This is a genomic window from Saccharopolyspora thermophila, from assembly GCF_014646075.1.
Taxonomy (GTDB): Bacteria; Actinomycetota; Actinomycetes; order Mycobacteriales; family Pseudonocardiaceae; genus Saccharopolyspora; species Saccharopolyspora thermophila.
In genome coordinates this window covers 306814-324084 of sequence record NZ_BMMT01000001.1, presented here as the reverse complement: position 1 = coordinate 324084, position 17271 = coordinate 306814, and the positions used below count along the sequence as shown (strand labels likewise).

General features: G+C 68.7%; 10 protein-coding genes. All 10 read right to left on the bottom strand.

The features are described 5' to 3' along the window. Positions 1 to 3 precede the first annotated feature (3 nt). On the bottom strand, positions 4 to 417 hold the full coding sequence (locus tag IEY17_RS01425) for a hypothetical protein (RefSeq protein ID WP_188984553.1): 414 nt from the start codon (positions 415 to 417) through the stop codon (positions 4 to 6). Further along, positions 414 to 1520, bottom strand: a complete 1107-nt coding sequence (locus IEY17_RS01420; protein WP_188984551.1) for a hypothetical protein — start codon at positions 1518 to 1520, stop codon at positions 414 to 416. The genes IEY17_RS01425 and IEY17_RS01420 overlap by 4 nt, the downstream gene beginning before the upstream one ends. A gap of 4159 nt (positions 1521 to 5679) precedes the next feature. Beyond that, positions 5680 to 11565, bottom strand: a complete 5886-nt coding sequence (locus IEY17_RS01415; protein WP_188984549.1) for an OTU domain-containing protein — start codon at positions 11563 to 11565, stop codon at positions 5680 to 5682. Between the two features lie 27 nt (positions 11566 to 11592). Continuing rightward, on the bottom strand, positions 11593 to 11979 hold the full coding sequence (locus IEY17_RS01410) for a hypothetical protein (RefSeq protein WP_188984547.1): 387 nt from the start codon (positions 11977 to 11979) through the stop codon (positions 11593 to 11595). 18 nt (positions 11980 to 11997) lie between these two features. Further along, positions 11998 to 12438, bottom strand: coding sequence for a YbaB/EbfC family nucleoid-associated protein (locus IEY17_RS01405; protein WP_188984545.1), 441 nt, complete (start codon positions 12436 to 12438; stop codon positions 11998 to 12000). Between the two features lie 11 nt (positions 12439 to 12449). Further along, positions 12450 to 13634 (bottom strand): WXG100 family type VII secretion target, encoded by a 1185-nt coding sequence (locus tag IEY17_RS01400; protein ID WP_188984543.1) that lies wholly within the window; start codon positions 13632 to 13634, stop codon positions 12450 to 12452. Between the two features lie 47 nt (positions 13635 to 13681). Then, the gene (locus tag IEY17_RS01395; protein WP_188984540.1) at positions 13682 to 16123 is read right to left on the bottom strand and encodes a hypothetical protein; all 2442 of its coding nucleotides are present in this window, start codon (positions 16121 to 16123) and stop codon (positions 13682 to 13684) included. A gap of 54 nt (positions 16124 to 16177) precedes the next feature. Next, positions 16178 to 16483 (bottom strand): type VII secretion target, encoded by a 306-nt coding sequence (locus IEY17_RS01390; protein ID WP_188984538.1) that lies wholly within the window; start codon positions 16481 to 16483, stop codon positions 16178 to 16180. Positions 16484 to 16576: 93 nt separating this feature from the next. Next, a complete protein-coding gene (locus IEY17_RS01385) occupies positions 16577 to 16867 on the bottom strand; it encodes a WXG100 family type VII secretion target (protein WP_188984535.1) in 291 nt (96 codons plus the stop codon). A gap of 33 nt (positions 16868 to 16900) precedes the next feature. Then, positions 16901 to 17230, bottom strand: coding sequence for a WXG100 family type VII secretion target (locus tag IEY17_RS01380; protein WP_188984533.1), 330 nt, complete (start codon positions 17228 to 17230; stop codon positions 16901 to 16903). Positions 17231 to 17271: the final 41 nt, after the last annotated feature.

Sequence of the window (17271 nt, the reverse complement as noted above, 5' to 3'; positions counted from 1 at the left end):
CGATCAGGATAGTCCACCGTGGATCTGCGCCTCGACGTAGATGTCGTGCTCGCTGCTGTCCAGTCCGTCGGCTGCGTGTTGCCGGGTGAGTTCGGCCGCGCGGGCGGGGTCGCTCACCTCGGCCAGTGCCAGGTCCACCAGCGGGTCCGCGGCGTAGGCCAGCAGCGTGATCGGGTGCCGAGCGCTGGTGTAGGAGCGGTGTCCGATGTTGCCCGTGTCGTAGCTGTCGCTGGGCGTGTAGGTGGTGCGTGCGCGGACGTGGTCCTTCCAGAACACGATGCTCTCACCGTACTTCGTGTGGGAGGCGGTGTGGTGCAGCCGGGTGGTCAGCGCGGCGTAGTGGGGTAGTTCACCGCCATGTTCGGGGTGTTCCTCCAGCCGGAAGTGGCCTTCCGCGGCCTGGTAACTCCCGCTCACGCGACCCAGCGGCGCGGCGTAGCCCAGGTGTTCTTCGATGGCACCACGGCGGGCGTAGCCGTCAGCGGCCCCCGCCCCGCGTCACGGGTTTGCCAGGAGTTTTTGAACTCACCCGTGGTGACGAGCTCGGTCACCAGTCGGTTGCCGTTGTCGAGGACCTTGGCGAACGGGAAATTGCTGACCAGCCGCCAGTCAGACACCATGTGCTCGGCAGCGCGGTGCAGCAGCTGTGCCAGTTCCTCGTCGTTGTTGACGGTAGCGAGGTACCGCGCGAACCGCGGATCGGAGCGGACCCGTGCCATCGCGGCGCGGAGATCGGCTTCGGCTTCGGCCACCCGCTGTTGCGTGGCGCGGTACCTGGCGACGAGTTCGCCGGCTCCTTCAGCGGTGAGCTCCGGCCATCGCGGCCATTTCCTGCCGGAGAGTTCCCGGAAGCGCACTGCGGCAACCGGATCATTGATCCGCAGGTCCAGTTCCAGGATCAGCCGCCGGAACTGATCGGGTTCCCGCAACGCGGCGAGCGCGTGCTGATCAGCGTCATCCAGCGCACGTCGACGCAGCGAGGGATCGGCGTGGATGCTGGTGATCATGTCCTTGAGTCTTCCGAACGCCTCCCGAACGGGTTCGATCAGGCTCGCGGCATCGGAGCGGGACGCGATGTTACCCCAGCCCAGCGCGAGAAGTTGCCCGAGGACCGTCCGGGTGTCGGCGTTCGACAGCACCTCCTGTACGCGGGCCTTCCGACGCGCCGGGTCTGGTTCGAGCAACGCAGCGAGGACCCGCGGGTCGACGTCGACGTTGACCGCCCGGGAGAGCCCGGCGGGCCAGTCGTAGCTGTCCGACAATCCGCGGTACAGCTCGGCCATGGCGTCAGCCAGGTCGTCGCGACGTGCCTGCAGCTGCGGCAACCAGGTGTCGATCACACTCGGCCAGTCCAGGTCTTCGGCACGCAACGTCAGGTAAAGCTGCCACGCGGCGGGGTTGCGCTCGCGGAGTCGGTACTCGGCGTTGGCCCGACGCACCGGATCCGACTCGCGCAGGATGTCGAAGATCGCCGCGTCGTCGCCGGACTGCACGACCTTCCACAGCGCATCGTTCAGCATGCGCAACAGGCATCAGATGCCGTCGGTGGATCCGACCAGGCATCGTAGTCAGCGGTCAACGGCGCGACCGGCATGTCCTTCGCCCCCGCCCCGCGTGCCGATGCGGCGAGTTCCGCGGGCCCGGTCGGCACCCGCGCGTTCCGGGCGCGGCGGCGCCATCCGCGTTCGCTCACCGTCGTCGGTGTGATCACGCAGATGCACGACGGTCTCGTCGCCGAAGCGCTCGATTTTGGTCACGGTGAAGGGCGTGTTCGGCGCGACGATCGCGGTGGGAACCGGACGCCGAGTGGTGTTGCGAACGTCGGCGGGGACGAGCGACTCCGTGTTCCGCGCGTGCTCGGTGTCGACGACGAGCCGGACGTTTCCCTTGCCGTCGGCGGTGAGTTGGTTCGTCAGGAACGTCTCGAAGCGCATCGGCTCGCCGGGTGCGAGTCGGTCCAACTGCTCGGTGCGCAGCCAGGTCCGGGTTTCGAATCCGCCCTCGTGCCGGGGCAGCCTCGGCAGCGCCGCGTTGGCCGCTTCGGCGGCCTCGCGCAGGCGACCAGGCAGCCGCGACTGGAGCGCCAGATCGATCACGAAGCCGTTCTCGTGCGTGAGGTACCAGCGCAATGCGGCCAGCTGGTGCAGTGCCTCCTCGCCCTCGTAACCGAGTGTGCGCCGTTGCATTGCGACCTGCAGTCGAGTGGTGTCGAAGTTCGACAGTGCACGGTTCAGCGCGTCGCGATCCGGCATGGTGCCGGGCGCATCGCCGGGCAGGAGCGGGTCGGCCCGGTGGTGGGTGAGATACGTCGGTGTCGGGTCGATCTGCTCCAGCCACGCCTCCGTGCGCTGGCCGTCACGCTCGATGCGGGTCACCCGGAACCGACCGCCGTGCGGCAGGACCACTTCCTGCTCGCCAGGTTTGGACGAGACTGGTGCGATGTAGGCGACGTCACTGACCAGGATGTGCATGACCAGCGGACGCTGCCCGCTCAGCGCGCTCTCGGTTCTGGTGGTGGCGCGGCTGATCGACCGGTCTTCGACGATGTCGCCCACCTGCCAGCTCTGCGCGGCGTCGGTCAGCCAGCCGGAGCTGACGTCGCGGCGAACCATCCCGCTGTAGCGGACCGGGAACTTGGTGATCCCCGACAGCACGAGTCGGGTGAGGGTGTGCTCGAAGTCGGTACCGTCCCGGAAACCGCTCAGCAGCACCCGGTCGATGCTCGGCGACCACGTCCGGGTGTATGCGTGGATGGCCGCGAGTTCGAGTGGGTCGACGCCGTTGATCTCGAACGGCTGCCGCGGGGCGGTGAGCTGCCGGGCGGCGTCCTGACGGTGCACGGCGAACTCGGGCATCTGCTCGGCCTTGCGAAGAAGGTCGTCGGTGGCCAGCAGTTCGGGCTCGCTCGGGAAACGCCGGTACGCGCCGTCCGGGGCGTGGTTGGCTCCCGACGGCGGTTGTTGTGGGGTGCCGTGGTGGAGCTGGTCGTAGCTGGTGTCCGGAACCATGACCTGGCTGCGTGCGGTGTTCTCGATCAGTTCCAGGTGGTGGCGGTGCAGCTGTGGGGTGTGCCAGGCATCTTGGCCCATCACGCCGGCATCGGGGCGGCTGCGGTCCAGCGCCATCAGCGGCGCCGGTGCCTGGTCCGGGAGCCCGAGGTAGTGGCCGATCTCGTGGGCGTAGATGCCACCGGGGTCGGAGGCGTTCCACCGCCGCTGGTCAGAGCCACCGGAGTCGGCGAGCGTGATCTCGGTGTGCGCGTGCGCGGGGTCGTCGACGAACTCCAACCGGACGTGGAACTGGTCGCCGCTGGGCAGCCGATGGCCCGGGACGTTGTAGACCGACTCCACTGCCGACCGGGCGCGGTTCTTCGCTTCGGCCAGTTGCTGCGGGGTGATGCCGGGGTCGGGCCTGAGGTGCACCTTGATGGTGTACTCCTGCACCATGTGGCCGGGTTCGACCTCCATCCGGCGCAGGTCGTAGCGGATCAGACCGGTAACCTTGCTCGGGTGGAACCGCAGCGGCCCACCCGGCTCGCGGGTCACCACGCTGTCCCTGCGCACGTCGGTGCTTTCGGTGTCCACCGTCCGCACGAAGGCGTTGGCGCGAAGCGATTCCCACGATTCCGCCGACACGAGCTGACGCGGTGCAGCGCTGCCGGCTGGTTCGGGCCGCGGGCTGAGGAAGTCGGCGAGACCGCTGGACCCGGGGCGCTCCGTTGCCGGTGGCGGCGGAGTCTTGTCAGGTACCGGTGATGTGGGTGTGTCCGCTGGCGCCGACAACGAGGGCGTGTCGCTGTCGGCAGTGCGGCTCGGCGGTTCCAGACCGAGTTCCGCCAGCTGCTTGGCATCGGCGAGCACCGTGACTCCGTCCGCGCGCGGCACCTCGACCGGGTCCTTGCCGTCCTGGACTGCCCGCCACAGCAGGTCCCCCTGCACCACGTACTGCCGTCCGTCGGAGAAGAACTCGGTCTTGGCCGCCACCCCGGCGGTTTCGAGCTCCTGCTCCTTCTTCCAGGCATGTTCGATCAGCGGCACCGACGTCGTCACGATGCCACGGAACTGGTGGCCCGGGATGTAGGAGCCGCCTTCGCTGTTCCGGGTGAGCCCGACGGTGAGCTTGACACCGAGCTTGTGCTCGCGGCTGGTCTTGCCGGAAACGGTGCGTTCGCTCGTGTGCTCCGCGCTGTGCATGGCGTCGATGACCTCGACGATTCGTGGGTTGCGCAGTTCGGCGGTGAGCCGCACTGGCGGGACGCCATGGCCGCGCAGGACGTAGCCTTCGCCGCTGAGTGCCTGGCGTAGGTGGGCCGACACATCCATGGTCTGCACTGGCGCGACGGCGCGCTGCGGTCGTCCGGCCGCGATGCTGGCGGAGTTTTCTCCGAGGATTTCGCGCACCGCATCGTTGATCGCGTCATCGCGCACCCGCAGCACGGTGGCCCCTTCTGGCAGCGTCCGCGTGGTGTCCGGACCGCCGATCTCCCGGCTGGTGTCGGTGGCCTTCGGCAGCCACGCTTCGGGCACGGTGCTGAGCACTGCGTCGCGGATCGGCGGGAGCTGGACGCGATGCTCGGACAGGGCCGTCTCAGCCAGGGCGATGCCCCACAGTTTGCTGGGGCGGGCGAACTGAGTCATGACCAGTTCGAGTTCCAGGTCGTGGCGGAACTTCATCGTCCGACCGGGTGCTTCGAACATGTCCTTGCTCTCGTGCTTGTCGCTGACACCCAGCGTTTCGCCGGTGATGTCGGTGTATTCACCGCCGAGTCCGAAACGCGGCATGAGCTTCCCCCACGGTACGAGCGCATGCACTCCGGCGCGGCCGATGAGCTTCGATTCCGCGGCCGTCGTCCGCCCAGTGGTCGTCGACGAGGTGTTCTCCTGCCTGACCGACCAGCTGTCGTCGTAGCCGTCGAACTTCCCGGGCCCGGACTTGGCCCGCATGGTGACGTCGGTGATGATCTCGCCGACCGGGGTGACGGTGCTGTCCCGGAACGTGACGCCGGTGTCGAGCAACCTGGCCAGCGAGGTGCCGAGCGCGACTGGTCCCACGTGGTCGGCTGCCGACCACGCCGTGTTGGTGGCCGCTCGCGGTAGGGAACCACGCAGGAACCGGTTCTGCAACGGCGCGATGGTGACTTGCTTGACGAGTTCGCCGACGGGCGGGAGCGCGCGCCCGACCCAGTGCTTGGCGTGCGACACCATCCTGGGCAGTGGGTGCTCATTCGGGTCCGGCGTTCGCGGCGCGGACCGGTTGTCCAGCCAGTCGCGCAGTACGGCTGCGATGCGCTCCTTGGCGCCGGTTGTGATCCGGTGCTGCGGCAGTTCGCGCAGTGCACGGTCCACGGTTTCCGCGATCCGCCGCACGGAATCGGGCGACAACTGCTTGCTGCCGGGCGGCAGCTCGACCAGGTCGGGGGTATCCACACCGCCGTGGTCGGGGGCCTGCTCGCCGCTCGGTTCCGCGGGGGTGAGGATCTTCTCGGCTTCGCTCGCGGGCACCCAGACTTCCACCGCGTCCTTCTGGTGGATCTGCTGGTGCTGCCACGTCCCGCCGTCGTGGCTGTGGATGAGGCCAAGCGAGCGGTGGCCGGTGTCCTGCACGGAGAGCACCGTCGTCTGGTCGTACCGCACCAGGACGGCCGGACCCAGGTACGTGGCGGTGGTCGACGTGCTGTGCTCATGGGCTGTCGTCGTGGCATCGGACTTTTTGAATCCGATGGTCCCGCCCGCTTCCGGCATGAGCAGTGGGCCGCCGGGTGTCGGGACGAGAGGGCGCCCGTCGAACGCGTTCTCGTTGGCGTCGGTGGTCTTCGCTTCGTGGCTGGTGCTTACGGTGCCCTTGGTCTGCAACGGAAGTTTCAGCAGCGTCACCCGGCGGATCTCGCGCGGATTGCTCAGCGTGCTGCGCAACTCCAGCTTGGCGTCGTGGTCCCGGAACAGGGTGAACAGTGACGAACGTCCGTAGTCGACGAAGGTGCGCAGCGTGCTGTGTGCGAGCGTGTTCAGGTTCGCCGCGCGGTTCGTCCCGCTGAGCCAGTTGTGCAGGTGGTGGGTGAGCAGCTGCTGGTGCTTGCCCAGCCGGTGGCCGCCCGACTCCGGTACGGGCCTGCGGTGCAGGACGCGGCTGGTCTCGTCGCCCCAGGTGGTGAGGTTCCGGCTGTTGGCGAGCATGGTCGTGGCGGTCCTGACGGCGTCCGGTATCGGTTTGAGCCGGTGGACGACGAAGTGCTCCGGGAGGTACGCCTGCTGGTGGCCCGCCGGCAACGTCGGCTGCGAGGTCCTGGCATGGGTGAACCGCTCGGCCGCCTGGTCGGCGGAGTGGGGCCGTCCCGCCCCCCCCGTCGTCACCGAGGTGCTGGCCTGCGCCATCACCGGAGTCGGCGAGCACCGCGACGGCGGTGCTGTCCAGGTGCTCGCGGCGCACCGGGTTGCCCGCCGGATCGAAGAGTTCGAGGTGGTAGCGGACCGGTTGGCGGTAGGTGTGGCGTTGCGGGCCGTTGGTGTACGAGTGGGTTGTTTCGTGTCCGAGCTTGCTTTCTTCGGTGTTGCTCTTGGTCCGGGCGTAGTTGCTCTGGACTTCGATTCCGACCGCACGCACCGTGTCCGCCGCACCGAGCCCCTCCCAGGCTTGAACTCCGACGCGGCCCGTGTACCCCTTGCTGGTTTCCAGCTTGGCGCTGCTGGTGGCTCCGGTACCGAGCGAGCTGGTGATCTGGTGGGTGCTTGCGCCCTGGCCACCGGGCCGCGGGGCGATCTCGACGGGCGCGCCGGTCGGCTCAGCCCTGAGGACCAGCCGGTAGTGGTCGGGCCGCTGCGTGAACCGGTGTGGGGCGTCGGCCTGCAGCAGCACCGAGATCCCGTCCCCGGGCAGGGCTGTGGCCAGCCGTGGCATGCCGTGGCTGAAGATCTCAGCGAGCCTCTGCTCGTTCTGCAGCACGTACCTGGGCAGACGCGGCGTGATGTCGATGTCCGCGAACTGGTTCCGGCCCTTGCGGATCACGTCGCGTGGCAGCATGTCCCGCACCAGGTCGCGGAGGAGGTCGGCGTCCGCGTAGCGGATCTCCGCGCCGAAGGTGTTGAGCGGATCGATGCCCTCGACGCCAACCGATGGCCGAAGCGGCTGGGGAGGTGGTGGTGCACCGTGCGTCACGACAGGCCAGCCGTGCTGGGCTGCGGCGGCCTTTTCCAACCACACCGTCGCGCCGTGCTCGGTGCGGTGATCCGCCGTTTCCGGAATCGCCCCCCTGCGGTCCGGCCGGAACCGCAGTTCGTACTCGAGGTCGGCGCGGAAACCGGTCAGCTGCCCGGAAATCTCCGTCCTGCGACCGGATTCGAGGTGGGTGATGCGTTGCTGCGTCACCGCGGCCGAGGCGGTCCGCTTGACCCCGATGTTGGGAAACAGCTCGTTGCGCTCGCCGAAGGCGTCGCTGCCGCCCGCACCCCTTTCGACGAAGCGGATCCCGGCATCGACGCCCACCTCCAGCTCCTGCTTGTGGCCGCTGGCGTTGTCGTGCTCGGTGCGCGTCCGGAACTCGGTGGCGAGCGATCCTGGCCCCTCGTGGAACTGGATCACGCGCTTGGGCACCGCGCGCAGTTCGAGGGTGCCCGACTCGCCGGACCTGGTCACCAGGGTCGTGGTCAGCCAGTCGCCGTTGAGCAGCGGGCGGGAATTGCGCGACAGGTTCTCGTGCCCCAGGAAGGACCGCAGGTCCGCCGCGGCCTGGGAACCGGACAGGGCCAGCTCGGCGTGGAACTTCTTGTCTCGGCTCAGCAGCTCGTACGCGGTCCTGAGTAGCTCGGGGTCGCCACGCAGGAACGCGGAGTGTTCTGGTGGAACGGACAGGGTGCCGGAAAGATGTGGCGCTGGTTCACCAACGGTGGTGGCGATGTCGGCGGGATACTTCAGCGTCGCACTCGTCGTTCCCGAATCCCGGGCGCTCATCGCCTGCCACGCCGTGGTTTCGGACAGCTTCGGCCAGTCTGGCGACCCCGGGCCGCGCAGCGCCTGGTACCGCTGCCAGTGCGTCGGGTGGTGCCGCAGGTCGGCCTCCACCTCGGCGAGCCTGGCAGGATCGGTTTCCCGCAGCGCTCTGAGGATCTGCAGGTCGGTGCCTTCGGGGACGCGCCGCGGGGACACGAGGCGGTCACCGACCCGCATCTCGACCACGAAGCGGAGTCGATGCTCGCCGGACTGCCAGTCCGCCGTCGGCTTCACCTCCGAGGAGTGCTCCAGTTTCACTGTCTCGCTGGACTTCCAGACCCTCTGCGGCCCGGCGATCCTGCCCACCGCGGGCGCGATCTCGGTGGTGCGCAGCCCGCTGTTCTCGCTGAGCGGCGTGACCACGGTGCCAGTGGCGGGCACGGCGTTGTGGGACCGCGCGGTCAGTTCGTCGACGTGCTTGGCACGCTTGCCCGAGGCGTTCTGGACGGTGTCCCCATCGGGCCCTGCCGACGTTCCGGTGCCGCGTGAGTCGGTCACGTTACCGTGCACGGTGATCACCACCGCGTGCTTGCCGATACCGATGACCTTGGTGAGCCCGAGCCCGGTCAACGACGCGAAGTTCTTCACCAGTTCGGCGTCGGAGAACAGCTTGTCCACGCTGCCGCGCAGGTCGAGCTTCTCAGCAGGCAGTTTCCGATGGAGCACGTTGGGCTGACTGGTGGGTTGCTGTTGTGGGACGCCAGCGGCGTCCAGGGCCTGGTGGATGACCGTGCGGATCGGCGCGCCGTCGACCTTCTCCGCCTGCACCAGATTCGACCTCACCAGCACGTCGACCGGCGGCTGCGTCACCAGCGGGCGAGCATCGGGGTGGTCGGCCGGGCGGATGGGTACCTGTGCGGTGTAGTGGTTGACCCCGTTGTACCTGACGAACAGGTCGGTCCCCTCGGCTACCCCGGTGACACGGGTCTGGTCCCCCTCGAACACGTTCAGCCGCAGCCCGAGCGAATGGGCCACGATGTCTGGGATCAGGTTCGGAATGGCCGAGTCGTGGGGGAGCCCGACGTGCCGGCTGTCCCACGCGTGCGGGGTACTGATCAGGCGTTGTGCGTGGTCGAAGCTGAGCTCGCCGAACCGCTTCGTGAGACGGTCCCAGTACGCCCGGCCCTCGGGGCCGGCAAGCCAGCTGGCGGTGTGCGCGCGTAGCTCGGAGGCGTTGGTGAAGGAGTGCGGGAAGTCCGGCACCTGCTCGGCGAGGCTGATGCGCACGGCGTTGTACAGGCAGTCGCCGTCCGGGGTGATGTAGCGGTCCCGGAGCCGACCACGCGCCGTGGCGGCTGCCTGATCGGCGGTGCCGCGCTGCTGCGGTGTCCGCATGCCTGCGGTGTCCCGGGCGGGCGCGGACCCGGTCGAGTGGGGCCGGGCCGTCGCGGGGTCGGTGCCAGCCGGAGCGGCTGTGGTGCTGGGATGTGACGTTGTCGACTGTGCGGGGGTGGCCCCGGACTCCGTGCGCATCGGCGGTGCGGATGCGGTCGCGGGGCTGGCGGCCACGTCCGGACGACCCGCCGATTTCGGGGCCGCGACGGAGCCCAGGTCGGCCTGGGAACTACTCGGTCGCATTGGCTGCGCTGCGGGCAGCGATGTGTGCGACCGGGTGTCGGCGGTGCTCGTGGCACCCGGATGTACCGCGGTCGGTGTTGCGGCGACCTGCGAAGCACCGTGGCGTTCGGGCATGTCGGCGCCGCCAGGTGCGCGGGAGGTGTCGATCGGCGCGGCGTGGGTGGTTTCCGCGTGGCCGCGAACGGCCGATGGTGCGGCGGGGTCCGCGCTGTCGATCTGGTCGGGGGATGCCGTGTTCAGCGGTTTCGTCGTGGCCGGTGGCGCATCGGCGACGCCCCGATGATCCGCCATTGGCGCTGCGTCCGTGCTCAGGCTGTCTCGAGCGCCGAGCTGCGGGCGGGGGTGCTCGTCGGCGGCCGCTTCCCCGCTGCCGGCCGGTGGCGCATCGGCGACCGGCGCGGACGGGTCGCGGTGGACCGCAGCCGGAGCGTGCTCCGATGGCGGGGCGTGGACGCCAGGATCGGATGGGGAGGCCGCCGAGATCGCAGTGTCCGGCCGACTCGCGACCGGGGTGTGGTGCGTGCCCACCGACTCCGGAGCAGGTCGTGCACCGGGACCATCGGCGCTGGCAGTGGCCGGGCTCGACGTGGTGGACGCGGCCGGTGCGGTGATCGTCGCGCCAGGAGCAGGACCTGCGGTGTCGACGGCGGGTGAGTGCGCGATCGTGGTCTGCGGTGCGCCGGTGCCCGAAGCCGGTTGGCTGGTGGTGGGGGGATGCACGGCGGTGTCGGAGGCCGGATGGCTCGTGGTCGGTCGCTGCTGTCCGCCGGTGTCGCCGGCCGGTTGGCTGGTGACCGAGCGGGCCGGGGTCGACTGCGTGGGCGATGGGGTGCTGATCGACTGACCCCGCTGCGCGCGATCGGCGTCAGCTGTGTTCGTTGGGTGTGGCGGAGCAGCGCGGACGGCGTCCGCGGTGTAACCGGAATCAGCCAGATCCACGGTCGTCGGCACGTGGTCCGCCCCGGACACCGCCTCCGATGCCGTCGCGCGATGGCTCGTGGTGTCGCCGATGTCCTTGCTGGTGGTCGGAATGTCCGCATCGAACGTCGGCATGGTGATCTCGGGTACGACGCTGGCATCGCCGTAGTTGCCCATCCGCGAGCCGCCGGCGTGGCCGCGCGACTTGCCGGTGCGCATCGTGTTGTCCAGCGCACCGATGATGTCCGCCGCGACGGAGTGCGGGTGATGGCCTTCGCCGAGCAGCTGCTCTGTTGCCGAAGCGGCACCCCATATGCTGAGTCCGACCGCTCCAGCATGCGGAAGGTCCGCTCCGAGAACTCGGGTGAACGTGTTCTTGTCCACCGCGCCGGCAAGGCGGGCTGCGTTCTCACCCAGGTTGCCGCCGAGGGCGTTGCGCATCACGCCGCCGAACGCGCCGCTGACCGCACCGCCCATCGCGCCACCGACTGCGGAGCCGATCACGGCGCCCTTGGTCATCTCAGCGTTCCACTCGGTGCGGGTGCCGGCCAGCATCTGCCCACCCTGAATGGCCACGTCAAGACCGGCCCCGATGGCGAGGTTGATCAGCGTCCACTTGGCGATGCTCGTCAGGACCTGCTTGATCAGTGTGGTGATCACGGCGCGGGCCGTGGCCACCGCGGAGGCCGTGAGCGCCTGTCCGATGCCGGGCAGCCACTGCAACGCCAGCGTGGCCGCGACCATGACCAGCTGCGATATGATGCTGATCCTGGTGTACTGGATGTCCGCTGCCGTGTTGGACGCCATTGTGGACAGCGTGGCGGCATTGCTGCGCAACTGGTCGATCGCCGGCCGGATGGTCGAGTTGACCCACTCCTGATAGGCGTCGGAGAAATCACCGCGCATGTGCTCGCCGATCCCGGAGGCGGAGCGCTGTACCGCTGCGTCCAGCGCGTCCAGCGCGGTGAGGAGCTGTTGCCACGCATCGCCGATGCGGCGCAGCCCAGCCTCATCGCCCTCCGGCCACTTGTCTCCGCCCACAAGTTGGAGGGCCTTCTGCAGACCTTCGGGGACTTCGTGGGGCATGGCGGTCCTTCGGTGCGGCGATTCGGGTTATGGCGCTCGCTTCGGGTCCAGGGCCTGCGCCCGCTGGTTGGCGTTCTGCAGGACCTCACCGATCTGATCCAGGTAACTGTTCAGCGCCCTGCCGTTGTCGCTGTCGACGCGTTGGAGGAGCTCGACGACAGTGGGCAGCGCTTTCGTGCCGGTGTTGGCCAGTCCCTGCTGGAGTTGGCGCAGAACCGCCAGGTTCTGCGTTGCGGCGGGCACGTACTTCTGCTGGAACTGGCGACCGATCCGGTCGTCACTCCAGCACCCGTCGTCGCGTTCCAGCGCTCGCGTGAGCTCGTCCATCGCGTTGCCGAACTCCCGCGAGGCATTGGCGAGATCCTGGGCGACGCGCTCCACTGCCTGGGCTTGGAGGTACGTTTCGTCGGCCATGCTGCCTCCCGATTGTCATCACCGATCGTGGTCCCAGCCGTCGTCCTCGTCGTCGGGTGCGCGGTTTCCAGTGCCCAGCACGGGTTCCAGCAACGTGCCGAGCACGTCGCCGAGGTCGGCGGTGCCGTTGGCGAGATCCGTGAGGTCGACTTCGCCGAGCTGGTTGCCCATCAGCCGTTGGATGGTCTCCAAGCTCTGCGCGCGGGCGCGCTGCAGCGTGTCGGTCACCATCGCGGAGAGCTCGGCCGGGGCCATCGACCGATATGCGGTGGTGTTGAACTTGACCTGCTTCAGCTCGCCCTGGCCGTCGAGGGTCACCGTGATCATCCGATTGGCCGAGTTGAGGGTCGTCGTGGTGGTGGCGAGCTTGCGCTGGAACTCGGTGAGTTCGCGCTGCTGGCGCTCGAACTCCGCATACGCCGAGTTGAGGTCGGGCAGATCGCCGGTGGGAAAGATCATCGTCTCAGCCCTCACTTCGCGGGTCGGCCCACCACGCCGCCGGGCGCGACGGTGGACCAGACCACGGGGTCTTCGGTGGTCATGGTGTGGCGGTCACGGTCCTGCAGATCGCTGCCACCGACCGGGCTCATCAGCGGCGGCATCATCGGCGCACCACCGGCGGCTGCGGTGTCGCCGGGATTGCTGGTGTTGGTGTTGTCGCCGGCGGCGCGACGGCTCTCGCCGCCGATCACGCCGCGGTCGTCCGCGATGGCCTCTGCTGCTGACGTGGCCGGGTGCAGATCGCTGACGCCGGCGGACCTGGTTTCCGGGGTACTCGGCGGTGCAGCCGCGGAGTTCTCCGGACTGACACGGTGTTTCTCCCGTACCGCGCCCCGGGACTGCTGCCTGCGCTGGTCCCGCACGCCAAGCGCCAACGGCGCCGCGGTCGCCAGCCCGGTGAGCACTCCTGGGGTCGCGTTGACACCCGGAGCGGCCGGGGTCGCCTGGGCTGCGACCACCGGGTTCGTGGGGGTGCGGAGTTCACCCGCGGAATGCAACTCCACGCGGGCCCAGGACGGGTCAGCGGCCTCGCTGTGGGCCGCGGCGCCGGTGTCACCGCGGGCGATCGGTGCTTCGGCGAGATGCGCGGTGACCTGCGAACCGTAGTCCAGCGCCTGGCCGCCCAGCTGTTCGTACATCGCGCTGAGCTGGTCGATAAGCCGCTGCGACTCCTCGTCGTGACCGGAGCGGATCCGCTGGATCTGCGCCTGAACGTTCGGGTCCGCCGCCCAGTTCGGATACTCAACCTGCATTCGCCGCAGCATCTTGTGGTAGTCCTGCGCGTCGAACACCTTCTGCCGTACGGTGCCGAGCGCATCGCCCAGTCGCTCCCAGATACGTTGCTCGCGTTCCACCTCGAGCATGCCTGCCAGCGCGTCGATGTGCCGCAAGCCCTGTTCGACCATTGCCGATGCGGCGGCGAATCCCGCGCCCTGCCAGAACTGTTCGAGCCGGCGGAGCTGATTGCGCAGCCCGTCTGCGGTGCCGCGCAGCTGCTCGCCGAGCTCGGTGAAGCGGTCTGCCACGTGGTAGAACTGCTGCGGATCGGCGTCGGCGAGCACAGCCGCCGCTGAATCGAGATTGACCCGCACCGCAGGAACCACCGGTTGGGCAACCGGACGTCCCAGCACCGGGTCGGTCACTGCTGGTGCCACCGCGCCACCTCCATCCTGACTGTCTATTGTGCTCACTGATTGTGCGGTCAGGCGCGTGCCACTCGGCCCACCTGTTGTTCGGCAGCGTGCACCAGCTGGGCCACGTGCTCACCCTCCTGCTCCTTGCCGAGTACGTTCGGCGCGGCCTCCGCGGCGGTGGTCTCCGACCAGGAGCTGCCGTCGTCGGCCAGCCAGGTGGTGCGTTCGCGGTCGCCGGTGTCACCGCTGGCCCCAGCACCGCCCAGGCCGCCGCCCATCATCGGCGGCATCATCGGCAGGCCGCCGGCGCCCATCGGTGTCGCGGCCGCGGCGGTCGACCCCGCTGGGATGTGCGGTTGCGTGTTGCTGACCGGCGTGACGTCGAGGCTCTGGCCCGCCCCGGCACCACCGTCGATATCCGTGCCTCCGGAGGTCGCGCCGCCCACGCTCGGCGCCAAGAAGTCGGACAGTCCGCTGCCGAGCGAGGACAGCGCCGCATCGCCGGCCGACTTCGCTCGCTCGAGCACGTCGTCGACGATCTGGTTGGCCTCGTCCATGGTGATGTCGCTGTCGGCGTTCGCGGCCGCCAAGGCTTGCTTGCCTGCCTGCGCCGCCTGGTCGAAGACGTTGTCGAGCATCTGGGCGGCCTCGTCCGAGCCGGCGCCGAGATGGTCGAGGCTCTGCTGCGCGGCTTCGCGCCCCTGCTGCACGATGTCCTCGATAATCTTGCCCGCGTGCGCCGCATCGATGTTCCGCTGACCGCCCACGGCTGCCTGTGCCGTTTGCCCGGTGTTCTGCACGGCGTCCTGGACGGCCTCGGGCGCCTGCTCCATACCGGGACTCATGGTCGGCACCGGCACTGCGCCGACTGACCCGGCTTCGCCGTCTCCGTTGAGTGCCTCGAGGGCTTCCTGACCAGCCTGGGCGGCTTGCTGTTGGGCGTTGATGAGCGCGTCCTGGATGGCCTGTCGGGCTGCGGCGTCGTCCTTACCGGTGTTCTTGGTCGGCTGGGAACCCGCGGAACCAGTACCGCCCGATCCCGCGCCCGCGCCACCGATGGTCGGGATGGCACCGCTCGTCGGGCCGGCCCCGTCGGCAGGCGACATCGCCGCCCCCGATCCGCTGGCCGCGCCATTGTCGGTGCCGCCGCCCATTCCGCCGCCGCTACCGGCGCTGGCGGCCTCGGTGCCGGGTGAGCCGGACTCTTCGCTGTCGAGGGCACCCAGCGCCTGCCGACCCGCTCGTCCGGCGGCGTGGATCGCGTCGTTCATGGCATCGGTGACCACCGAGTTGTCCGGTGTGCCGGCGCCGCCGACACCACCACCGGTGCCCGCAACGCTGTCGACGCCGGCCCCGGTCCCGGTGCTGCCCGTGCCGGTGCCTGCGCCCACACCACCGCGAGCACCGGCGCCGATGTTCGCGCCAGCACCAACACCAGGTCCGGCGCCGGTACCTGCATCCGTGCTCGAGCCGGTCTGGCTGGTCGGCCCCATACCGGGGCTGGCCGTCGTGGGGCGGGCCACTGGTCCGTCGCCGCTGCCGATGTTGTCGTACACGCCCGTGGGTGCGGGGGTCATCGCGCTCCCCGCCTTCTCGTACGCCTCGGCGACGTCGGCGACCAGACTGCGCGCTCGGTTGAGCATGTCCATCCGGATCTTGCGCACCGCGTCTTTGATCACGCCGACATGGCCGCCGAATCCCGCCGCGTCGAGCTTGTCGATCGCCGCTTCGGCCGCAGCGGTCTGGGTGTATGCCTTGACCAACGGCACGATGGCCTGTTTGCGGGTTGCCGCGACGTCCGCCGCGTCGCGTAGCTCGTTCTCGTATCCCCCGCTGCGCAACGTGGTCACCGTCTGGTCGAGCCTGTCCAACTGCGTCTGCGCGAAGGTGGTCGAACTGGTACCGGTGGCACCCTGCATGGAGTTGGGGAGCTTGCGCACCTGAGCACGCAGATCGTCACGTGCTTTCGCCAAGCGGTCGATCAGCTTCCCGAACTGGTCGGCGGCGACGCTCATGGTTCGGGGAATTCCGTTGAGTGCCTGGATGCACTGCTCCATCGAGTAGCTGCCGTAGTCCTCGATCGGAGCGACGTTACCGGCACCGTCGTCGGTGCTGCTGCCACCGGACTCGGGCGCGCGGGTGCCTTCGACGCCGAGCGCGTCGTCGGTCTTCCTGACATCCTCGACGTAGCCGTCGAGCTGTTCTGCCGCGTTCTCGAGGTCGGCTTCGTCGTAGTCGTGGGAGTTGGCCTGGTTCTCCGATTCCGCGATGGCCTGCGGGCTGTCGATGTTGAGGTCGTTCAGCCAGAGGCTGTTCGCGTTGTCCCCGTCGCCGTTGTCGGTCCCTGCCGGGAACCAGGCCGTGATGGGTTTGTTGTTGATCCGCCACGCCCACTCCGGAGTATCCGGCTCGATCTCGCGTCCGAGTTCTTTCTCCAGGTGACGCCGGAAACGCTCCTTGGCGTTCGCGTCGTCCTCCAACCCTAATCGTTCGATCTTCTTGTCAGGCACGACTACGCCTCCTCGGCGGCGGGAAAGGGGAATGGCGCGGGGGCGGACGGACGGTCAGCCGGCGGCCTGGCTGACGTTGCGGCCGTTGTCCTGGTCGGTTTCCTGGAGTTTCGTCGCCGACGTCTGCAGCTGGAGGCCCAGTTCGCGCAACGTGTTCTGCAGTTCGACACAGTGTCTGTGGAGCAGATCGCGGCGCTGCGCCACCAGATCGCGCAGCCACTCCCCGACCGGGAAGTCCCCGGGCTTGACCTGGATATCGTTGAGTTGGGCGAAACCGTCGACGTCGGAGGCGAGATCGGCGACGGCCTTGCCGATGGTGCGGACCTCGTCCGGAGTCAGTGCGGTGATGTTGTCGGTCATGGCGGAGCTTTCGGATCAGTGCGGACCGGGTTGGGGCCACGCCGGGCCGGTGGTCGGGGGCTACCGGCCCGGCACCGGGTGGTGCCCGTCGGTTCAGGCGAAGTTGGCAGCCTGGCGAGCGTCCTCGGCGTTCATGTCGTCCGCGGAGATGCCGAGCCGACTCTGGATGTTGATCAGCATGGTGTTCATCTGGCTGAGATCCGCCTGAATCTTGCCGGACAGCGTTTCGTAGCTGGCCCGGGTCTGACCGTCGAAGGTGGTCAGCAGCTGCCGAGTCTGGTTGGTCAGATTGTTGACCTCTTCCTCGATGCTCTTGCTGGCTTTCTGCATGTCCGCGACGCTGTTGGCGATTTCCGCGTAGCGGTACTGGATCTGGTCTGCCATCGATGCTCCGGTTCGGTCGGCGGTGGTGGCTGGTCAGTTCCCCAGGAAGCTGGTCAGTCCGGGGGTCTCGATCTTGTTGACCTGCGCGGCGGCGTTGATATCCTGGTTCTGCAGGGCCTTACCGGCGTTGTCGAGGTTGGTGGCCATCTGCAGCAGGTTGGTGCGCACCCGGGTGCAGGCATCGGTCCATTGCTGGTGCACAGTGGACAACGCCTGCACCATGTCACCCTGGTTCGTGGCCACCACGCCCTCCACGGAACCGCGAACGAAGTTCTGCTGGTTCTGGATGTTCTGCGCCACGCCTTCGTGTTCGCGCGCCTTGGCCGCGATTTCAGGTTGGGTGAGTCTGGTCTGGGTGGTCATGTTCGCCTCATTCGCTCCAAGGATGTCCTGGTTTGCTGTCA

Coding starts and splice junctions, on each gene's coding strand:
- IEY17_RS01420 (WP_188984551.1), bottom strand. CDS start 1,520: ATGCTGAACGATGCGCTGTGGAAGGTCGTGCAGTCCGGCGACGACGCG.
- IEY17_RS01415 (WP_188984549.1), bottom strand. CDS start 11,565: ATGCCCCACGAAGTCCCCGAAGGTCTGCAGAAGGCCCTCCAACTTGTG.
- IEY17_RS01410 (WP_188984547.1), bottom strand. CDS start 11,979: ATGGCCGACGAAACGTACCTCCAAGCCCAGGCAGTGGAGCGCGTCGCC.
- IEY17_RS01405 (WP_188984545.1), bottom strand. CDS start 12,438: ATGATCTTTCCCACCGGCGATCTGCCCGACCTCAACTCGGCGTATGCG.
- IEY17_RS01390 (WP_188984538.1), bottom strand. CDS start 16,483: ATGACCGACAACATCACCGCACTGACTCCGGACGAGGTCCGCACCATC.
- IEY17_RS01385 (WP_188984535.1), bottom strand. CDS start 16,867: ATGGCAGACCAGATCCAGTACCGCTACGCGGAAATCGCCAACAGCGTC.
- IEY17_RS01380 (WP_188984533.1), bottom strand. CDS start 17,230: ATGACCACCCAGACCAGACTCACCCAACCTGAAATCGCGGCCAAGGCG.